The organism is Aurantiacibacter odishensis, assembly GCF_003605195.1.
Classification (GTDB): Bacteria; Pseudomonadota; Alphaproteobacteria; order Sphingomonadales; family Sphingomonadaceae; genus Alteraurantiacibacter; species Alteraurantiacibacter odishensis.
In genome coordinates this window covers 423,005-441,262 of sequence record NZ_QYOS01000023.1, presented here as the reverse complement: position 1 = coordinate 441,262, position 18,258 = coordinate 423,005, and the positions used below count along the sequence as shown (strand labels likewise).

The 18,258-nt window shown below is 60.0% G+C and carries 19 protein-coding genes; 5 read left to right on the top strand and 14 right to left on the bottom strand.

Going from position 1 to position 18,258, the window contains the following annotated elements; genetic code table 11:
• Positions 1-159 precede the first annotated feature (159 nt).
• Positions 160-990: a sulfotransferase family protein gene (locus D4Q51_RS09195; RefSeq protein WP_120077441.1), complete on the top strand. Its 831-nt coding sequence runs from the start codon at positions 160-162 to the stop codon at positions 988-990.
• Positions 991-1,004: 14 nt separating this feature from the next.
• Here D4Q51_RS09195 and D4Q51_RS09190 read toward each other — a convergent pair whose 3' ends face one another.
• The 5 genes from D4Q51_RS09190 to D4Q51_RS16035 form a co-directional block, all read right to left on the bottom strand.
• Entirely contained in the window at positions 1,005-1,919 is a 915-nt protein-coding gene (locus D4Q51_RS09190) for a hypothetical protein (RefSeq protein WP_120077440.1), read from the bottom strand.
• On the bottom strand, positions 1,916-3,403 hold the full coding sequence (locus D4Q51_RS09185; RefSeq protein ID WP_162925263.1) for a lipopolysaccharide biosynthesis protein: 1,488 nt from the start codon (positions 3,401-3,403) through the stop codon (positions 1,916-1,918). The genes D4Q51_RS09190 and D4Q51_RS09185 overlap by 4 nt, the downstream gene beginning before the upstream one ends.
• 75 nt (positions 3,404-3,478) lie before the next feature.
• Positions 3,479-4,321 (bottom strand): capsular polysaccharide synthesis protein, encoded by an 843-nt coding sequence (locus D4Q51_RS09180; protein ID WP_120077438.1) that lies wholly within the window; start codon positions 4,319-4,321, stop codon positions 3,479-3,481.
• 158 nt (positions 4,322-4,479) lie between these two features.
• Positions 4,480-5,091 (bottom strand): SGNH/GDSL hydrolase family protein, encoded by a 612-nt coding sequence (locus D4Q51_RS09175; RefSeq protein ID WP_240624656.1) that lies wholly within the window; start codon positions 5,089-5,091, stop codon positions 4,480-4,482.
• Positions 5,092-5,212: 121 nt separating this feature from the next.
• Positions 5,213-5,668: a DapH/DapD/GlmU-related protein gene (locus D4Q51_RS16035; RefSeq protein WP_120077436.1), complete on the bottom strand. Its 456-nt coding sequence runs from the start codon at positions 5,666-5,668 to the stop codon at positions 5,213-5,215.
• A gap of 50 nt (positions 5,669-5,718) precedes the next feature.
• Between D4Q51_RS16035 and D4Q51_RS09165 the strand changes: the two genes are divergently transcribed.
• The 3 genes from D4Q51_RS09165 (at position 5,719) to D4Q51_RS09155 (ending at position 8,562) form a co-directional block, all read left to right on the top strand.
• Positions 5,719-6,117 (top strand): acyltransferase, encoded by a 399-nt coding sequence (locus D4Q51_RS09165; protein ID WP_120077435.1) that lies wholly within the window; start codon positions 5,719-5,721, stop codon positions 6,115-6,117.
• Positions 6,118-6,211: 94 nt separating this feature from the next.
• Positions 6,212-6,481 carry a spike base protein, RCAP_Rcc01079 family gene (locus tag D4Q51_RS09160; RefSeq protein ID WP_120077434.1) on the top strand — a complete coding sequence of 90 codons (270 nt, stop codon included), beginning with the start codon at positions 6,212-6,214 and terminating at the stop codon, positions 6,479-6,481.
• A gap of 86 nt (positions 6,482-6,567) precedes the next feature.
• On the top strand, positions 6,568-8,562 hold the full coding sequence (locus D4Q51_RS09155; protein ID WP_162925259.1) for a hypothetical protein: 1,995 nt from the start codon (positions 6,568-6,570) through the stop codon (positions 8,560-8,562).
• Positions 8,563-8,601: 39 nt separating this feature from the next.
• Here D4Q51_RS09155 and rfbB read toward each other — a convergent pair whose 3' ends face one another.
• From rfbB to rfbA, 4 genes are read right to left on the bottom strand one after another with little or no spacing between them, the layout of a single operon-like run.
• Positions 8,602-9,657, bottom strand: a complete 1,056-nt coding sequence (rfbB, locus tag D4Q51_RS09150) for a dTDP-glucose 4,6-dehydratase (RefSeq protein WP_120077432.1) — start codon at positions 9,655-9,657, stop codon at positions 8,602-8,604.
• The gene (rfbD, locus tag D4Q51_RS09145; protein WP_120077431.1) at positions 9,650-10,498 is read right to left on the bottom strand and encodes a dTDP-4-dehydrorhamnose reductase; all 849 of its coding nucleotides are present in this window, start codon (positions 10,496-10,498) and stop codon (positions 9,650-9,652) included. The genes rfbB and rfbD overlap by 8 nt, the downstream gene beginning before the upstream one ends.
• Complete coding sequence (rfbC, locus tag D4Q51_RS09140) at positions 10,495-11,040, bottom strand: dTDP-4-dehydrorhamnose 3,5-epimerase (protein WP_205689470.1); 546 nt, start codon at positions 11,038-11,040, stop codon at positions 10,495-10,497. The genes rfbD and rfbC overlap by 4 nt, the downstream gene beginning before the upstream one ends.
• The gene (rfbA, locus tag D4Q51_RS09135) at positions 11,040-11,921 is read right to left on the bottom strand and encodes a glucose-1-phosphate thymidylyltransferase RfbA (RefSeq protein WP_120077429.1); all 882 of its coding nucleotides are present in this window, start codon (positions 11,919-11,921) and stop codon (positions 11,040-11,042) included. Before rfbA ends, rfbC begins: the two co-directional genes overlap by 1 nt.
• A 143-nt stretch (positions 11,922-12,064) precedes the next feature.
• Between rfbA and D4Q51_RS09130 the strand changes: the two genes are divergently transcribed.
• Positions 12,065-13,252 carry a nucleotidyltransferase family protein gene (locus D4Q51_RS09130; protein WP_120077428.1) on the top strand — a complete coding sequence of 396 codons (1,188 nt, stop codon included), beginning with the start codon at positions 12,065-12,067 and terminating at the stop codon, positions 13,250-13,252.
• Positions 13,253-13,261: 9 nt separating this feature from the next.
• On the opposite strand, the gene D4Q51_RS09125 is transcribed toward D4Q51_RS09130, so the two are convergent.
• From D4Q51_RS09125 to D4Q51_RS09105, 5 genes are all read right to left on the bottom strand, one after another.
• Positions 13,262-13,543, bottom strand: coding sequence for a PqqD family protein (locus tag D4Q51_RS09125; protein WP_120077427.1), 282 nt, complete (start codon positions 13,541-13,543; stop codon positions 13,262-13,264).
• Complete coding sequence (locus tag D4Q51_RS09120) at positions 13,530-14,399, bottom strand: hypothetical protein (protein WP_120077426.1); 870 nt, start codon at positions 14,397-14,399, stop codon at positions 13,530-13,532. The genes D4Q51_RS09125 and D4Q51_RS09120 overlap by 14 nt, the downstream gene beginning before the upstream one ends.
• Positions 14,396-15,520, bottom strand: coding sequence for a 50S ribosomal protein L11 methyltransferase (locus D4Q51_RS09115; protein WP_120077425.1), 1,125 nt, complete (start codon positions 15,518-15,520; stop codon positions 14,396-14,398). The genes D4Q51_RS09120 and D4Q51_RS09115 overlap by 4 nt, the downstream gene beginning before the upstream one ends.
• 152 nt (positions 15,521-15,672) lie before the next feature.
• Positions 15,673-15,801 (bottom strand): lasso RiPP family leader peptide-containing protein, encoded by a 129-nt coding sequence (locus D4Q51_RS09110; RefSeq protein ID WP_120077424.1) that lies wholly within the window; start codon positions 15,799-15,801, stop codon positions 15,673-15,675.
• A 449-nt stretch (positions 15,802-16,250) separates the two neighbouring features.
• Positions 16,251-18,200 carry an asparagine synthetase B family protein gene (locus D4Q51_RS09105; protein WP_120077423.1) on the bottom strand — a complete coding sequence of 650 codons (1,950 nt, stop codon included), beginning with the start codon at positions 18,198-18,200 and terminating at the stop codon, positions 16,251-16,253.
• Between the last annotated feature and the right edge of the window lie 58 nt (positions 18,201-18,258).

Here is an 18,258-nt window from a genome sequence, read left to right as displayed (position 1 = left end):
AGGTGTTCAGTGCTGGTTGCCCGTCCGCAAAAACCGGCGGCGTCGGTGCCAATCGTATTGACCGGGCTGGTATATATTGCAATGCACAATTTTCAACGAAAATGGATCGATCCAGTGTGAGAACGCGTAGCTCACGCGCTATCGGGGGACGAAAACCAGATGACAAATTCTCTCCTGCCCCGATTGCTCCGTCGCTTCTCTCCCAATCCTGCCGCCGGCCAGGATCTGGTAGCCGAAAAAGACTTGCCGTTGATCCGGGTTTCGCCGCAACGGCCTCAGTTCAAACACTATGTCTTCATTTGTGGTTTGCATCGCAGCGGTACGACGCTGTTGGAGCGGCATATCCGGGCGCAATTTGCTGTCAGCGCGCTAGAGGCGCCGGTCTATGAAAGCGAAGGCCAGCATCTGCAGGATGTCTATCCGGCGGGGCTGAAGCATGGCGGTGCAGGCCGCTTCGCGTTCGCGCCGGAAATGTACCCGGACATTCCCGATGAACAGACCGCCACTGCCAGCAGGGAGCGACTTCTCGACTGCTGGGGGAGCTGGCTGACCGAACCGTCCGATACGCTGCTGGAGAAGAGCCCGCCGAACCTGACCAAGGTCCCATGGTTGCGCCGCGTGTTTCCGGGCGCGCGCTTCATTGTCATGACCCGGGACCCAAGGGCGGTGGCGGCAGCGACGGAAAAGTGGTCTGGCACTTCGTTCGAGGAACTCGTCTTCCATTGGCACGTCGCACATTCCGCCGCGCTCGCCGACGAAGCTGAGGATTGCGTCCGCATTCGCTATGAAGACTTTTGTGACGATCCGGTCGGCGAAATCAAGCGCGTAGCGAGCTCCGCAGGACTGAAACGCAAGCCGGCCGAGACTGTGGAGGATGAACGCTTCACGAAGCTGGCGAACAGCAATGCCAAGTATCTCGACACTCTCGCCGCGCGACGTTTTGGCAAAGGGGCTTGGACCGAATATGGATACGATCTCGAAGGTGCTTGAGAAAGCTCTCGCAGTCAGGCCTTGCCCGGTCTGAGCATCATGACTGACTGCATTTCTGCAATCTCGTCCAAGTCCGCTTCATAGGCCTCGTGCATGGCGCGGCGCTGGGCATCAGACCATGGCGAAAATTTGTCCGCCTTGCTCTGCGGCGGGTAACGCTGTTCGAGGGCGGCTGCCAGCAGCACGCGTTCGACACGCGAGAACGATGCGCCCTGCTTGCAGATTTCCCTTACGGCCCGGTCGGAAGCGCTGGGACGCGTCGGACCTCCCTGCGGGTCGGCTAAAGCGATGTCTTCGATTCCTGCGAGACCTTTGAGGATATCCCTGCCCAGGCCTGCGAAATCCTCGTATCTCCAGATCACCAATCGACATCGGGGCAGGGAGTGCCGGATGGATGCGACAAGCTCTATCCAGCCGCCTTGCGGTTCCGCATTGGCTTCGAGAAATTCGCCGATTTCCATATGCGAGCCGTGGCGCAGCGATTCTGCGAATACGGATGACAGAAAATCAGGGTAGTTGCGCAGGCATAGCCACACTTCGACGGGCCTTTGTCCGAAAGCGGGTGCTAGCGCATCGAGCCGTCGTGATGCGTGAGGGTAGATTTCTCCGCCGATGCAATCGGCTGGATTGCCGATGATGTTCTCCTCGGAAAGGACCACCGGCATCTGCGGTTCCAACAGCGAAGCGACCTTTCCCGCACCACCGTAGAAAGGGCCGCGCCTGAACTTGCGCAATCGTTCGAGCAAGCTGGCCTGCCGGCTCTGTTCAGCGATTGCCTGGGCGATCTGCGGGCGGCACTGTTCCAGTGTCCAGTACGCCCGCCCGCCGCTGTAGATTGCGCCCTGATTGTGCGCCAGCGTGTGCTGGATGAACGTGGTCGCGCTCTTGTGGACGCCCAGATGCAGTATCAGCGGCTCGTGGTTGTTCATTTTTCCGCGTTCACCTGTGGCTGGGGCCTGATTCCGATCATGGCGCCTATCCGCCTGAGCGCTCCTGAAGCGAGGGCGAGTATCTCGACCTCTGCCCCGTTCGGACGCTTGCCAATGTGCCAGAGCCCGAAGAGCGTGGCCGGGTAGATTGCGCCACCGACTGCGCAAAGGAAGAGCAGTTCGACGATCCTGAGCAAGAGAGTGTCCATTTCCGGCAGCAGCAGCCCCGTTCCGATGACAGCTGCGCTCATTACAAGACAGGCGAGGATGCTTCGCCAGTTCGCCTTGAAATGGTCCACGAGTCCGAACCCGATCAGGCGGGAGACTACATTCGTATCGAGAGCGATGCCAAGCACGGAGACTATCGAGAGAGACCACAACAGTCCTTCAAGACCGCCCAGGGCCAGACCAGCGATCACCAGTGGCAGGCGGTAGACCAAAGCCTGCAGGCTGCGGTTGAAAAGCAGCCGCGTGTCACCGGTGGCAAGAGCAAGGGCCTGTGAAGGCGCGGCGATCGAGCGAGCGGCGGCGATGACGGCCAGCACCTGAACGAGCGGGGTTGCTGCGTACCATGCTTCTCCCAGTGCAACCTCGATCAGGGGGCGGGCGACCAGAGACAGCAGTACGCCAGCGGGCAGCGCCAGCGTGAAGAGCAGGGTCTGCGCGCGGTAATAGGCTTGGGTCAGCCGTTTCTTGTCGTGCGTCAGCTTGCTGAATGCCGGGAAAAGCGATGTCGTCAGCGGAACGGTAAGTTCGCGAGTCGGGATTTTGGACAGGTTCAGGGAAACCGTGAACAAGCCGAGCTGAGAGGATCCCACGAACCGCCCGACGATCAGCGGGTCCATCCTGAAATTGATGGTCCGGACGATCTGGTCCAGCGAGAGCCAGCCCGAGAAGCTGAGGAATTCGCGAAACTCCTTCAGGCGCAGCCTCGGCCGGTACGGCGCGCAGGCGTAGGAGGCTATGAGCCCTACGACTTCCGCGGCTACCATCCCGCCCAGCAATGCCCAGTAGGAATCGTAGATGATGGCAAGGACGATTGATGATACGACCATCGTCAGCTTGGCGCCAACGAGCAGCACGAATTCCTGCCAGAACTGCAAATCCCGCTTCAACAGGTTCAGCTTCGGGTTCTGGAGGCCCGCAAGAAATACGCAGATGCCGACGATCCACACGACTTCCGTCAGCCGATCATCGCCGTAGAATGCCGAGACAAGGGGCGCTCCGAAAAAGAAGATCAGTCCAACGACGAAGCTTCTTATGAGGTTCAGCGTAAAAACGGTGTCGACGTGTCTCCGCTCCGGGTCGGCATGCTGGATCAGGGCCTGGCCGAGCGAAAGCTCGGTCAGCGACTTCGAAAGGATAGCCAGCGTGGTGCCGATTGCCACGAGACCGAAATCTTCGGGCATCAACAGGCGAGCGAGGACGAACAGCGACACCACGCCCAGCGCGTTCACCAGCAGGCGCGATCCCCCGATCCACATCGAGGCCGTTCCGACGCTTGAGCGCAGCCCGGGCATGTCAGCGCCGGCCACGTTTCGGAGGAGGAAACGGTGCGCTCAATCCGTTTGCCTCAGGGCATCGTTCATGAGAGTTTCGACCTGCTCGAATGGCGCTGCCATCTTCCAGCTCAATTTCTGGAGCGGATAGGCGCCGCTGCAGATAGCCTTCTTTGCAGCCTCCAGATCGCCTCCGCGTTCGAGGGCATACCACAACATGTGCGGGCCTGCCGCGCCAAGCTTCGGCATACGCTCCCAGGTCAATGCGGCATCCCGGTCTTTCCGTATGGCATATTCTACCGCATCGGCGTGCCAGTGATAGACGTCGGTTGCGACCCTGCCTTGCCAGTAGTCCAGCGTTATCCTGTCCCAGGCATCGATCATGGCGTTGCCCGGTGCGGCTGCGATGAACCAGTTTGCCAGGGAACGTTGCGGCGCGAGGGCAATCATTCCCCTGTCGCTTCGCGTCCAGCAAAACACGAAGAACCCCGCCTGACCCACTACCGGCAACCATTCGCTCAGCGGCCTGAGGCACCAGGCCGTTGCGTCGGCCCAGACTCCGCCGTGTTCGTTCAGCAACCGCGTTCGCAGCACGTCGGCCCGGTGTGCTTTCGAAATGGTATCGGGCAGGGGCGGGAGCGAAACGTGGGCGCCTACATTGCCCGCGTCGAGCAATTCGACCGTCCACTCGGGATTACAGTCCTGCCAGCTTCTCACGCAGCGCTTCACGAGCGCCGGTGCGGCATCGAAGCCCTGATCCCAGTAAATCCAGATCCGTTTCGGGATAGCCTCGGGCATAGGCGGCTCGAACTTTGACGGCCTTTTGAATGGGCGCGCTGCCTTGCGGACGATCCGGTCCTTCAGAAATCGCAACCGGTTTATCTGGACGAAGGACGAGAACATAGAACTGCCGGTCAAATCAGAAGAACGGGGCGGCCATCGGGAGGCGCGGTTCGATGTCGCATCTGCCTGGCGTCATTGCGTCCGATGTAAGGACGAGATAGGTACTGTTTGCAAGAACGTTTTGCATTGCACAATGAAATTGCCACGCAAGCCAAGTTCTACCGATCCACGATCGAAAGATGTTCGGAGAGGAGCAGAGCCAGCTGGCGTTGCCCTGAATTCGTCAGGTGAATCCCGTCATACGTCAGCGGCACATTCGTCTCGCCCTCGAAGGCCGTAACGGGATCGAGGAAGCGCGCCCCGCTCCGCTGTGCAGCCTCGCGGGCCTTCTCCCGATAGGGCGCGATCCTCTCGTCCATTGCACGGGAGCCAGCGGGTAGCGGCGCCAGGATCAGCACTTCGGCCCCGCGCGCCAGATAGTGCTCTGCCAGCGACGCGAGATCGTCAGCGTACCGTTGCGGATCCACTGCCGTCTTGTCGGAAAGCCAGGCACGCGGCGCGGCATCGTTCGTGCCGAACATGACGATAACAAGATCGCCGCTACGGGCCTCGATCCACGGGCGGGACAGAGTGCCGCTCACTGTTTCTCCGCCTGTGCTTGCATTCCTGACTGGCGACATTCCGACGAGTTTGCCTAGGATAGCTGGATAGGCAGCCTGCGGTCCTCCTGACAGGGATCCGCGGGTATTGCTATCGCCAACGGCGATAATCTGCTGCGCGGCGTCCAGTACCACCGGGAACTCCCCGAGCGGGCGCAGCGGCTCGTGCATCACGGTGTCTGAGCCGCCCGGGCGCCATTTCGGCACTTCACCACTCACCCATGCCAGAAGGGCCAGCCCGACAAGGACCGCCGCTGAAGCTTGCAGCGCTCGTTGCCGCCCGGGACGCCGATTAGATTTCATTCTTGCGCTGGTTTTCATCCGCGTAGGATAGTCGACCGTAGGGACCGACTTCGATATCGCGCTTCAGGATACGCGCGGGATTGCCGCCCACGGCGCAGCGGGCAGGCACATCCTGCGTCACGACGCTGCCTGCACCGACGATGACCTCGTCTGCGATGGTCACACCGGGAAGGATGATCGCACCGCCGCCGATGAAGCAGCGCTTGCCGATCCTGATCGGACGCAGGCCTTCGATCGGATCTATCGCAAGCAGCAGGCTCTTGAAAGCCACGAGGGTGTATTCGCCGATCTCGATAGCGCCGGGAGCTCCTCCGACGATGGTGGCCGAAAGAGACACCGTACTGGTGGGATGGATGTGTGCCCCGGTGCGGTGTTCCAGCCACCGACGGCGAGCGCCGAGCACGACCTGCCTGATCTTGCGAAATTTGTTGAGGTCCCTGCTCATGCCTGCAAATTGGATTGTCGCATAACCACTGGCGGTTATACAGTTCGCCCATGTCCATGCCTACCGAATTATCCGTGCCCAAGCGCGGCTTGCGCCAACGCCTGCGGTACGCTTTCCAGAAGCGATTCTGGGGCCTCGACATCGACCCCAGCGCCTACATTGCGCTGGATGCCTATATCGACAGGACGAACCCGCGGGGCATTCACATCGCGAGCGACTGTTACATCGCTATGGGCGCGATCGTACTTTCACACGACATGACGCGCGGCATTCGCCCGCATACGCGAATTGGCAAGGGCGCTGTCATTGGTGCGCGGGCCGTTATCATGCCGGGCGTGACCGTCGGCGAATATGCTCACGTGATGCCTGGCGCGGTGGTACTGCGGGATGTGCCTGAGGGGGGGCGCGTGGCCGGCAATCCCGCGAAAATCCTTGCCGAAGACAGCTAGGCGCCGAGCTCTGACCTCAGAGGCGAAAAAACTTTCCTACAGAAAATCAGTTACCTAGCGCGGCGTTCCTTCTACAACCAAGAGGAGAGTGCCGATGACTTTTGACCGTTTCGAGAATTCAGGTTCGAGCCTGATTGCGCCGTCCGATCGTTGCCACGCGATTACTCCCGACGACTCCGGTGAATTGGCGCAGGTTACCAAGGCCATCTACGTCGGTTTCGGTGGCGATCTTGTAGTGCGACCGATCAGATCGGAGCAGGACGTTACTTTTCAGAACCTGCCATCGGGTTGCATCCTCGACATTCGCGTGGAAGCAGTGCGGGCAACAGGTACGACGGCATCCGGCCTGGTGGCGCTGGCCTGATGCCCGGTTACGGATTTGGACCATCGCGCGTGGCAGGGGGGCGCCGCCTCAATGCGATCGCCATAAGGGGTGCAGGAACCGGAAGATTGGAAATTCGCCCATCAGATGCCTGGACAGGTGTCACCGGCAGCGGCTTTTCGCAACTGCCCGTCGACCCTGTTCGCCAGACTGCCAAGCCGGCAATGCGATTGCTTGTGCCCGACAGGCAGGCATTTACCGATGAGCTCACTATCGGCGTGGATGCCTGGGCCAACGACAATGGCAGCCTGCTCAACACCTGCGGGCTGCAGAAGGTTGTGTGCCATTACGAGGGTGCGAGTGAAGAAATTACCGCGCCGAACTTTCACAGCTTCAACGATGCGAATGGCAACCCTGTAACCTACTTCGGATGGTGGATCACACTGAAGCGCACCGGCGTTGGTGCCGGGCACGTCTATTTCGAGGCGGTGCCGCGTGATCCGACAATGCAAAGCCGGGTGATTGGGCCCTGTCACGTTTTCCCGTCGGACAGCTTGCATGACATCGAATTGACCATCGATCCCGATGCACCGGCACAGCATCTTGCAAACTATCAGACGCTGCAAGCTGCACTGACAGCCATCAGGGACCGTGCCGCCGTCACGGCCCGCATTCGGATCATGAAAGCAGGGACCTATTCCTGCGAAACGCTCTCCGGTCCGACGCGTGCAGGTGACGGTCTTGGTTACATCACGGTGGAGGCAGCGGTGCCCGGTGTGGTGATCGGCCGGCCCACGCTCGATTTCTCGCAGCAGCAGATGCGCCCGAAAGTGAACGGACTGCACTTCAAGGGCGAGAACATCACGCTCGATTTCGCCAACTTCACCGAACTCTACAAGGAAAGCGGCGCGCCCAATCACTGGCTCGACGGATGCCAGATAGCGAACAGCCGGGGTGGCCGCGACGCCAAGTGGCGTTTGTCAGCCTATCCCGGCGGCTGGCGCGTGAGGGGCAAGCCGTGGTTCACAGAATGTGCGATAACGGGCGTTGCCAATGCATGCAGCAACGCCTCCCTTGTGCGCGGAGTGAATGCGAGCGGCGGCGTCGGAGACACTGTGAAAAATGCCGATGCCGTGATCGACAGCCAGTTTAGCGACTGGGACAGCCGCGCTTTCAGGCAGCAGGTGGACGCGCTGACTGTCGAATACACGGGTGCGGGAAATTCCGCCTCCATCTCGGTCTCCGGCAACGAGACGGAGAATCGCACGATAACAGCCAAGGTGGATGGCATTCCGGTGAGCCGGTACACCATAACCTCCTACTGGTCGGATGCGCTGGCAGACCGGAAGTTCTACATCCGCAATGTGGCTGACTGGCTCAATGGCGTAACGCCGGATGATAGCGGCTCGATCCTGTCCGATTTCAGTGCGGTGGTCCTTGACGACGAGACTTGGCGGGCGACCCAGCTCTACAAGCGCGGCGATGTAGGCGGCGATGTGGTCGATGTGGATGTTACTGTGCCATACACCTTCATCACGGCATCGGATCAGCACGCGGATTTCGTGCAATACATTGGCGCGCAGGAGAACATGATCGTGCGCGGGAACACGGTGTTCGGCTTCTACGGCCAGTTGTTCTTCATAACCTCTTCGGGAACGGGCGGCGTTCTGGCAGACATCATGGTGCTGAACAACGCCGCGACAGACATAGCTTCAGAGAACAACCAGTCGCAGATGGCGCAGCCCCATCGCCACGTCGTCGTGGCGCATAACTCGCTGGCGCGGCAGCGCTTCAGCTTCCGTACCGACAATTCATACAGCGGCGATGACTATTGCCTGTTTGCGAACAACGTGGCGCCCGGCATCGTGTTCAATGCAGGCATTTCGCCCGGCATCCCGGTTGTCAGCAACCACGTGCAGACGGGTGCCGCGATGATAGAAGCTCTGGGCGCGGTCGATACGACCCAAGGCGGAACTGACGAGAGCCTGTTTGCCGACAGCGTGAATGGCGATTTCCGGCCGCAGGGCGCATTGCTTGCAAACCCGGCAGCTGCAGTCGTGTCCTTTGGTCAGGCTAATGCGGCACGTGGCCAGGTTGCTGCGAAAGGCGCGATAGCCGGCTGACGCCGCGTCAGGCGGGTCGTGCCGCTGGCGAGGCCTGTGTCAGGATTTCGCCAGCGGCAGCCACCACTCTTCGTTTCCGAGATACCAGCGCAGGGTGTTCGCCAGCCCGGTCTCGAAACTGTGGGCGGGCGCGTAACCCAGTTCGCTGCGCGCCTTGGTTTCGTCGATGGCATACCGCCGGTCGTGGCCCTTGCGGTCGGTCACGAAAGTCTTGAGCTCGCTGGTAGGCTTGCCCTTGGCCGCCGGTGCGTCGGGATAGCGTTCGGCGAGGCCGTCTATCTCTGCAAAGGCGTTGTCCACTTCGGCGCAGATGCGGTCGATCACGGCCATGTTGGGCAGTTCCGCCCCGCCGCCGATATTGTAGGTTTCGCCCGGGGTGCCCTTGGCAAGGCAGGCTTCGACGCCGCGGCAATGGTCTTCCACGTGCAGCCAGTCGCGCACGTTCATGCCGTCGCCGTAGATCGGCAGGTCCCGTCCATATAGCGAGTTCAGGAGGAACAGTGGAATCAGCTTTTCGGGATACTGGTACGGCCCGTAGTTGTTCGAACAGTTGCTGGTCGTCACTTCCAGCCCGAAGGTGTGGTGATAAGCACGCACGAGATGATCGGACGATGCCTTGGATGCCGAGTAGGGCGAGTTCGGCTGGTACTGCGTCGTCTCGCTGAAAGCAGGATCTTCCGGACCGAGCGAGCCATAGACCTCGTCGGTCGAAATGTGATGGAACCTGTGCGGCTTGCCGGCGCCCTCATCAAGCCAGACGGTGCGGGCAGCTTTCAGCAGCGAATTGGTGCCAAGAATGTTGGTCTCTATGAATGCATCGGGACCGCTGATGGAACGATCGACGTGACTTTCGGCTGCAAAGTGCACGATCGTGGAAATATCGCATTCGCGCAGCAGCTTCTCGACCAGACCACTGTCCAGAATATTGCCAACCACCAGTTCGGCCTGCTCGACGCCGGCAATGGTCGACTCGTTGCCGGCATAGGTGAGGCAGTCGAGCACGATCATCGTGTCGTCCGGATGCTTGTCCGCCCAGTAATGGACGAAATTGCCGCCGATGAAGCCGGCACCGCCGGTGATGAGAAGGTTAGCCAAGAGCAGCTTCCTCTTTCAGCATTGTGCGCAGGTTCACGCGCCAGTGGGTGTGACCGTCGCCAAGCAATTCGCGCGTCTTGCTGCAATCGAGCAGGGAGAATGCCGGACGCACTGCCGGGGTGGGGTAGGCGCTGGCTGGAATGGGAGTGACCGGAATTGCCTTGTCGAGCAGGCCGAGAGCCAACGCCTCTTCCTGAATGGCGACAGCGAAATCGTACCAGCTGGCAACGCCTGCATCGCTGTGATGGAAAGTGCCGCTGGCGTCCTTGGCGACGAGGCCCCAGATGGTCGCCGCGAGACCGGGCGCCCATGTGGGTGCGCCAATCTGGTCTACCACGACATTCAGTGCGGGCTTTTCTGCCATCAGACGCAGCATCGTGCGCACGAAATTGACGCCGCCGGCGGTGTAGACCCACGCGGTGCGAACCAGAAGATCGGCTTCGCGCAGCGCATCTTCGCCTGCTGCCTTGGTGCGGCCATAAGCAGATAGCGGATTGCGGGGATCATCGGGACGGTAAGCCCGGCTGGAAGTCCCATCGAAGACGAAATCCGTTGAGACGTGCACAACCTTGCCGGGATGGGCTCTGACTAGCGCTTCCACTGCGCCAGAGTTGATGACGCGCGCCGTTACCTCATCGCTTTCAGCCTTGTCGACTGCGGTATAGGCCGCGGCATTTAGGACAAGATCGGGCGACACATCGCGCACCAGCGCAGCAATGGCATCAGCATCTGACAGGTCACAATCATCGATGTCGACCGGGTGCAGTTCGGTCCCTTCCGGAGCGGTCGAAATCAATCCGCGTCCCAGCTGACCCTTGGCACCGGTTATAAGGACTTTCATGCGAAGGCTTCCACCTCGCCCAGCAGCTTGCCTTCACGATCCTTGGCGGAAAGCTGCACTTCCAGTCCCTCTGTCGGCCATTCGATCCCGACATCGGGATCGTACCAAGCAAGCGAATGTTCGTTCGAAGGCGCATAGGGCGCATCGCACTTGTAGAGGAAGTCGGTGCCGTCCTCGAGAGTGAGGAAGCCGTGTGCGAACCCCTGCGGAACCCAGAACATACGCTTGTTCTCGGCCGAAAGCTCGACGCCGACCCACTTGCCGAAAGTGGGCGAGGAACGCCGCAGATCGACGGCCACGTCGAACACCGCACCGCTGACCACGCGCACCAGCTTGCCTTGCGGACCCGGGTTCTGGAAATGCATCCCGCGAAGTACGCCTTTCTGGGAGCGGGAATGGTTATCCTGCGCGAAAGCGATATCTAGGCCCGCCTCTGCGAACTTCTGTGCGTTCCAGCTTTCCATGAAGAAGCCGCGCTCGTCTCCGAAAACCTGCGGCTCCAGAATCACGGGGCCATCAATCGCGCATTCGATGATCTTCATCAGTCGGCGCCTTCGGCCAGCAGCGCCATCAGGTAATCGCCATAGCCGGATTTCTTCAGCGGCGAGGCGATTGCTTCAAGTTTTGCATCGTCGATGAAGCCCTGTCGCCAGGCGATCTCTTCGGGACAGCAGATCTTCAGGCCTTGACGCTCTTCGGTGATGCGCACGTAGCTGGCGGCATCGAGCAGTGAACCATGCGTACCGGTGTCGAGCCAGGCATAGCCGCGTCCCATGATCTCGACCGAGAGCTCGCCATCATCGAGATACAGCTGGTTCAGATCGGTAATCTCAAGCTCGCCGCGCGGCGAAGGTTTCACGTCCCGTGCGCGATCCACCACCGTCTTGTCGTAGAAATAGAGGCCGGTAACGGCATAGTTCGATTTAGGCTTCGCAGGTTTCTCTTCCAGCGAGGAGGCCACGCCCCTCGCATCGAAATCCACGACGCCGTAGGCTTTCGGATTGTTCACACGGTAGGCGAAAACACTTGCTCCGTTTTCGCGGCTCGCCGCGCTGCCAAGCAGTTCGGGGAGGCCGTGACCGTAGAAGATGTTGTCCCCCAGCACGAGAGCGCTGGAATCGCCGCCGATGAAATCCGCCCCGATATGGAATGCCTGGGCGAGCCCATCGGGGCTGGGCTGGACGGCATAGCTGAGTGCAATGCCAAGGTCCGAACCGTCCCCCAGAACGCGCTGGAACTGAGCTTGGTCTTCGGGAGTGGTGATGATAAGGATATCGCGAATGCCAGCCATCATCAGCGTCGAAAGCGGATAATAGATCATCGGCTTGTCGAAGACGGGCATCAGCTGTTTCGAAACGCCGCTGGTGAGCGGATACAGCCTGGTTCCGGACCCTCCGGCAAGGATGATTCCCTTGCGTGCCATGAGATCGTGTTATCTCTCGCTACCGACTGAATAAACGGAAATGCTGCTTTGCAGCATGAGCTTTCGGCGTCAAACAGAATCGGACAATCTCAGCATCTGCGACTGTCGTTTGACTTTTGCGTGCGGCAGCGCAACATCGTTTGATGCCGGCTCGCCCTTCTCACCAGTCAGCCGTTTCCCAAAACGGGTCCGACGTCGAGCTCAGGCTGCTCCCCTTCCTTCTAAGGACGCTCAAAGGCGGGCAGGAAACCTGGCCGTTCAGCCTGGAAGAGGAAATCTCGTTCGATGCCTTGTGGCCGGTCATATCCTATCACGGCATCTGCCTCTCTCTGGCGGACGCGGACAGCTTTGAAAGCTGGCCTGCCGAACTTGCCGAGCGTGTGCGCGAGGAAGCGAGATTGCAGGTGCTCTGGGAGGCGTCGCATCGCGACCTACTGGCAAGAACGCTCGAACTGTTCGCCACGGCCGGCGTCGACGTGCTTGTCACGAAGGGGACCGCGCTTGCCTATACCGTCTATCCGGATCCGGCAGATCGCAGGCGTGGTGATACCGATCTCCTGATCCGTCCCGAACAACGGCAGGCCGCGCGCCACCTCCTTGCAGCTGCCGGCTTCACGCGCGCGCAATCCAGCGCGATGCAGGAGGACTGGATTTTCGACACGAAGAGCGGTTTCGTTCACTCGATCGACCTTCACTGGCAGCCAACTTCGTCCAACGCCTTGCGCCAGATATTCAGCGTCGAGGAGGCTTTCGTGCGCAGCGTGCCTCTGGATCGCCTCGCAAAAGGGGCGAAGGCGCTCGATCCAGTGCTGTTATTCTTCAACGACATCCTGAATCACCAGTTGCACCGCATCTCGGGTTACATCGTCGATGACGATTACATGATCGCCGACGACAGGCTCGTGTGGGTCTATGGCACCAACCTCCAGGCGCGGGGCTTCTCGGCACAGGAGTGGGAAGACCTTACGACACTGGCCAGCACCAGAGGCATGTCGGAACTTTCTCTGCGGGCGCTGGAGCGGGCGCAGGCGCTTTTTGACACACCGGTCCCTTCGGAGGTCATGGCGACCCTCGCGAAACAAGGTGGGCAGGGTGCAATCGACCGTTTCTTGTTCCACGATGACACGTTCGAGCGTTTCAAGAGCAGCTGGGAACGCGCTTATAACTGGCGGGCCCGGGCCACGATGCTGCGGGAGAATCTTTTCCCGTCAGCAGAGTTCATGCATCGAAGATACCCTGAGGCACAAGGCAAACCACTGTCGCTGTTTTACGCCCGTCGGCTGGCGAATGGCGTGATCAAGCTGTGTCAGCGAAGGCTGCGGGGCGATTAGCGCCGCGTTTCAGCCGTCTTTCTGAACTGCCAAACCATTTGCGATCAGGTCTTTCATGAGTGCGGCAACATCGCTTTCGACTGCTTCTGCAGGGGCATCATACTCGGCCAGAACATGGGAGCAGATGTCGGAGAACTTGCGCGGCTCGTCGCCCAGATACTGCCAGATCAGGCCGCCCGTTTCGTTCAGCCCGAAGTAGGTGCCTGCCTGCAAGTCGAGAAGCACGGTCTCACCGCCAACTTCGCGGGCGACGACTTCGTCGGACCTGATGAAACTGTCATTTGCTTCCATTTGTACGGTTTCCTCGTTCCGCGACATCGTCGACAATCGCCTGGACGACACCTGACAACTCGGAAAAGAGACGCGGATAGTCAAGCATTACGAAAGGGATATTGAGCGCAAGGTCGGAAAGCCGCTCGAAATGCGCTTGCAGCCGCGGCTTGTCTTCGACGTCGAGCACGAATGCGTGCTGCATGACTTCGGGAAGCGCATGCTGCGGGTCGATCGGCACGAAAGAAGGTGCAGGCGCATTGCCGGGGCCCAGAACATAGATCACCCTCAGCGGCGAGACCGTGTCGGCAAACGGCAGATGCTCGGAAGCCGCGAGTGAAGTCTTGATTGTCTCCGCCCCGGGTTCGACTGATTCATTTCTCAAATATGCCGCGCTATCGCCGAAAAGGCGCAAGCAGGGCCGTACCGGAACGACGTCGTAAGCGAGCGCATTCGGCCCGAGACGGATGACGTCTTCTGTAAGAAAAGGATAGCCCGCGCGGGCGCATGCACCTGCCAGCGTGGTCTTGCCGCGCCGCGACTGCCCGATGAAGGCTGCGGCGCCGCCTGGCAGAGCGCAGGCGCTGCCATGGAGGTTCAATTGCCCGCTGTGATTGCCGATCACGGGCAAGACCGAGTTGACGAACAGCGTCTCGATCACGTCCCTTTCCGCACCCGGAACGGGTTGGCACCTGACAGCAAGGCTCTCGCCATCAATGCGGAAATCCGCATCGCCGGGAAAGCGTATGCGGTAGCCTTCGGGCTCGCGGTGGAATTCCGCCGCGACCTCGCCAGCCGGGGTGATCCACTTGTCGTAGGGCTTGCCCGGCAGTTCGGCCTGCTCCTGGGCTTTCCAGATTTCGAGTTGATCGATCATGAGGCGTTGCGCGCCAGTTCCTCGCGCACGAAGCGGCGCAGGGCGGCACGGGACGGAAACAGAGGCGGGCTGATGGCGGCGAGCGCTTCTTCGATCTGGGAAACGGTGCGCTTGCCATCGATCAGCGGCAGAAGTGCGAGGCGCGCATTCCCCGTGGCGTTGCGAGCCGGTGGTAGCCCGGTTTCCTGCGCAAGATCGGCCTGGGACATGATCGTGCTGTGCCAGGTCGACATGCTCAGCTTCTCTTCTCCACCGGGCGGAGTGACAGTCCAGGAGATGAGCACGGGGTCGTGACGGATGGTGAGGCTGACGCGCACGCGATCACCGGCTTGCACTGGGAATGGCTGCCTGCAGGGAAGAAATGCGCGGGCGCGCTGCACGCAGTCAGGCGATAGCGGGGAATTGGTCAATTCGACCCCTTCTGCCAGCCGGGCCGAGAAGCAGCCCATGAGACCGTCAAAGATACCCTTGCGAGAGATTTCCAGTTCTGCCTCGAACTTCAGGACTTCGGGCGCGTCCTCCGCTAAATCGATGTGGGCGACGGTGTACAAATCGGTGAGCAAGTCTTCGGCGTCGAAATAATGCTCGATCTTGGTGTTCCTGCCATAGCTGTCGAGCCAGCGGAATTCCTCGGGAATGGCTTCTTGCGTCCAGCAAGCCGCTTTCGCCCGCGCATCTTCGGATTCCACACCGGCCAGCAGGAACGATATGGCGGAGGGGACCAGTCTCCCGTCCGGCTTCAGCATCCTATCGCGCGCGTCCTGCATCATGGCGATGATGCCGTAGTCGAAACCGAAGTAGCCGATGTGGTCGCAAACCAGCAGGTCAGCCTTCTCGGGAAGGGCGGTGCGGAATGTGGAGCTGCGAATCGGGCTATATCGATCTGCCAGACCCGCGCGCCTGGTTGCCTCGCGCGCGATCTCGATCGCATCCGAGTGGTCTATTCCATAGCACCGGGCTGCGCCTGCCTGCAGGGCCATGATCCCCAACACGCCAAATCCACAGCCAAGGTCCGCAACGACATCCCCTTCACGCACTGTCGCCTCGAGCGCCTTGCGAAAGGCGCGATTGCGATTGTCGCGCGACAGGTAGCAATAATGTTCGTCGAGTATTACGTTCATCTACCAATCGCCGGGAAGCCGGTGCCTTGCTGCAGAGCTACATGCGCCGAACCCTCTAACGCCACCTGCAGACAAGAGAAAAGCGTCCGGTCAGGGACGCTTCTCTGGCTACTCACGTAGCGTTCTAGATCACTGAAGCTGAGCGATACCGCTCAGAACTTCATGATGCCAGCGTCACCGTTGGCCGGACCAGCACTGCCGCCCGTAAGGTTGCGCACGCTGCCAAAGACTTTCAGCTTCGGGCTTTCGTATTTCTTCGTCTTCTGATCCTGCATCGTCATTAACCCTTGTGTTTCCCGGTCTGCGCCAAGCACGCCCGCAATGCTGCACTTGCGAGCAAACCTTTAATCTCCGATTGTGCGCCGTGTCAAACGATTCCGTTGCTTGGACAACCCCAGCAGCGGAACGAGATTTTGTCCGGTTACTTCAAATCGTAAAGCATCAGCTGTTCGACACTGTTGAAAGTATTGCAAAGTCTCGCTGCATGTAGGCGTACGAAGAGTGGCATGGACCAGTTCTGTTCGCGATCGGCAGTGCTCCAGCCACGCATCATTGCCAAAAGGAAAAGCGCCGGTCCGACAGCGCTTTTTTAACTACTTAAGTCGAAAACCGTTTGAGGCTATCATGAGGGCAAGTTTAGAACTTCATGATGCCGGCGTCACCATTGTGAGGGCCGGCGCTGCCGCCCGTCAAATTGTGAACGCTGCCGAACGCACGCAGTTTCGGGCTTTCATACTTCTTCGCCTTCTTGGTCTCCTGACCCTTCATTGTTGCCTCTCCCTCGGTTTGATCGGTCCAATCCAGGCGCATCAAAAAATGCTGCGCCAGCGAATAGACCCCATAATTCCCATATTGGCACAACTTCGCTCCCGCCCCTTTGATCGGAAACAAATATCAAGGGCAGGTGGCTGTCCACAACGTAGTCCGCGAAAGGAGAATTCGCAATTTCCTGGCGGCAATACTCATTTATTTCATCGTAAAGGCAGTAGAATGGGCTGTTGAAGGTCGCATCGTCAGGCCGTGTTCTTACTTTTTCCGGCAGGATATCTTTCATTGCGAGGCGATGTACATGGCGCCGAGTCGTGCCGCGCCTGCGAATATGTTCCGGAGTTCCCGTGCTGAATTCAACGAAGCGGCGGGAGAGCATGGGGTGGCGGTATTCCAATTGCCGGTGTGCCGCCTGCAAGTTCATCATTTCATTTACGAGACCTGTGAACGGTGCGTCCCACTTTCCCAGCTTGTAACGGCTTTCCGGAGGAACAGCGGTCAGTCGGGATTCGTAGGCGCGCCGCTTTTCCTTCAGGACCTCGCGCAATTCCGGAGCGATCCACTCGTTCTTCTCATACCAATGCGCCTTTCTCGGACGAATGGTACGGAATGACCTCTTGATGGATGGAGGAATGAAGGACTTCAAACCGTAGCGCCAGAAATGGCGAGCGGCCGAGATGGCGCCCGCATCCCGCCGATGTGCGGCCAGCGAGTTCGCCAGTGCCGGCCAGTCACGCGCAGCCAGCGACTCGCGATAATGCTGGTAAACTCCATCGAGCCACTGGTCGCCGCCCTGTCCGGTAAGGCTGATGCGGCATCCGGCAGCGGAAACCTTTTCCTGCAGCGTCGCCAGCATCACCGTATTGGGAGGGAAAGGCAGAGTGGCATCTCGAATGCCCTGCTCAATATACCAGTCGATGTCGGGTTCAAACAGAGGCACTTCGGCGATGTCGCGACCCGTGTGCTTCGCCACGGCGCGGATATAGGCGATCTCGTCGGACTCGTCTCCGGGGTGGCCGCGCAGGCCGAATCCCTTGATGTCCGGCGCGTCCAGTCTGCCTGCCTTCAGCGCCCTGTCTGCCAAGCAGAAGACCGAGGAGGAATCGAGCCCTCCGCTTACTTCGAAGCCGACCGGACTATGGCTGCGGGCAGCGCGCGTGACCGCCCAGTCGAACATTTCGAGGTAATGCTCCGCATACTCTTCATCACTGTTGTAGCGGATCGTGACCTCCTGCGGCACGGTCCAGTATTGAGAAATGCGCGGTTCTGCCTGTCCGCGCTCCAGTTCGAGGATATGCGCGCCGGGTAGCTTCATCACCCCGTGCCACGGCGTCTCGTCATGGGTGTACCATTCATTGGCCAGGTGTTCGGCAATGTATTCCGCATTAGGCGCGGGGCGTTCGCCAAGTCCCGCGATCACACCGGCAATGTCTGAAGCGACGAGCAGCCTTTTGCCATCCCAGTGCCACGTCAGCGGACGCATGCCGAAATGATCGCGTATGCAGGTGATCCGGTGCTCGCGCGCATCCCAAACGGCAAAGGCGAATTCACCTTCCAACTGCCGGGCACAATCCTTTCCCTGCAGGGCAAACAGTTCCAGAACCAACTCTGCATTGGTGCCCTGTCGCAGTTGCAATCCGCGCTGGCCAAGGTCTGTTCTGAGCTCTTTGTCGTTCAGAAGATAGCCATCGAATGAAATCGTGAAGCGACCGTCATGGCTGATGAGAGGCTGAGAGCCGCCTTGATCATCTGCGTTCGAATGCAAGGCCAAGTGCGCCAGCCCGATTTCACCGGCAACCCACGTGTCGATCCCGTCGGCTCCGCGATAGGCCATCGCCTGCGCCATCGAATCAAGAACTGCGGATTTCGCCGGAGCACCGTCCGCCTGGAATGTCGCCGCGATGCCACTCATGATGGGTGCCTCAACTGGCGGAACGGATAGCCGACTCGCGTCGATCGGGATGTGCGGG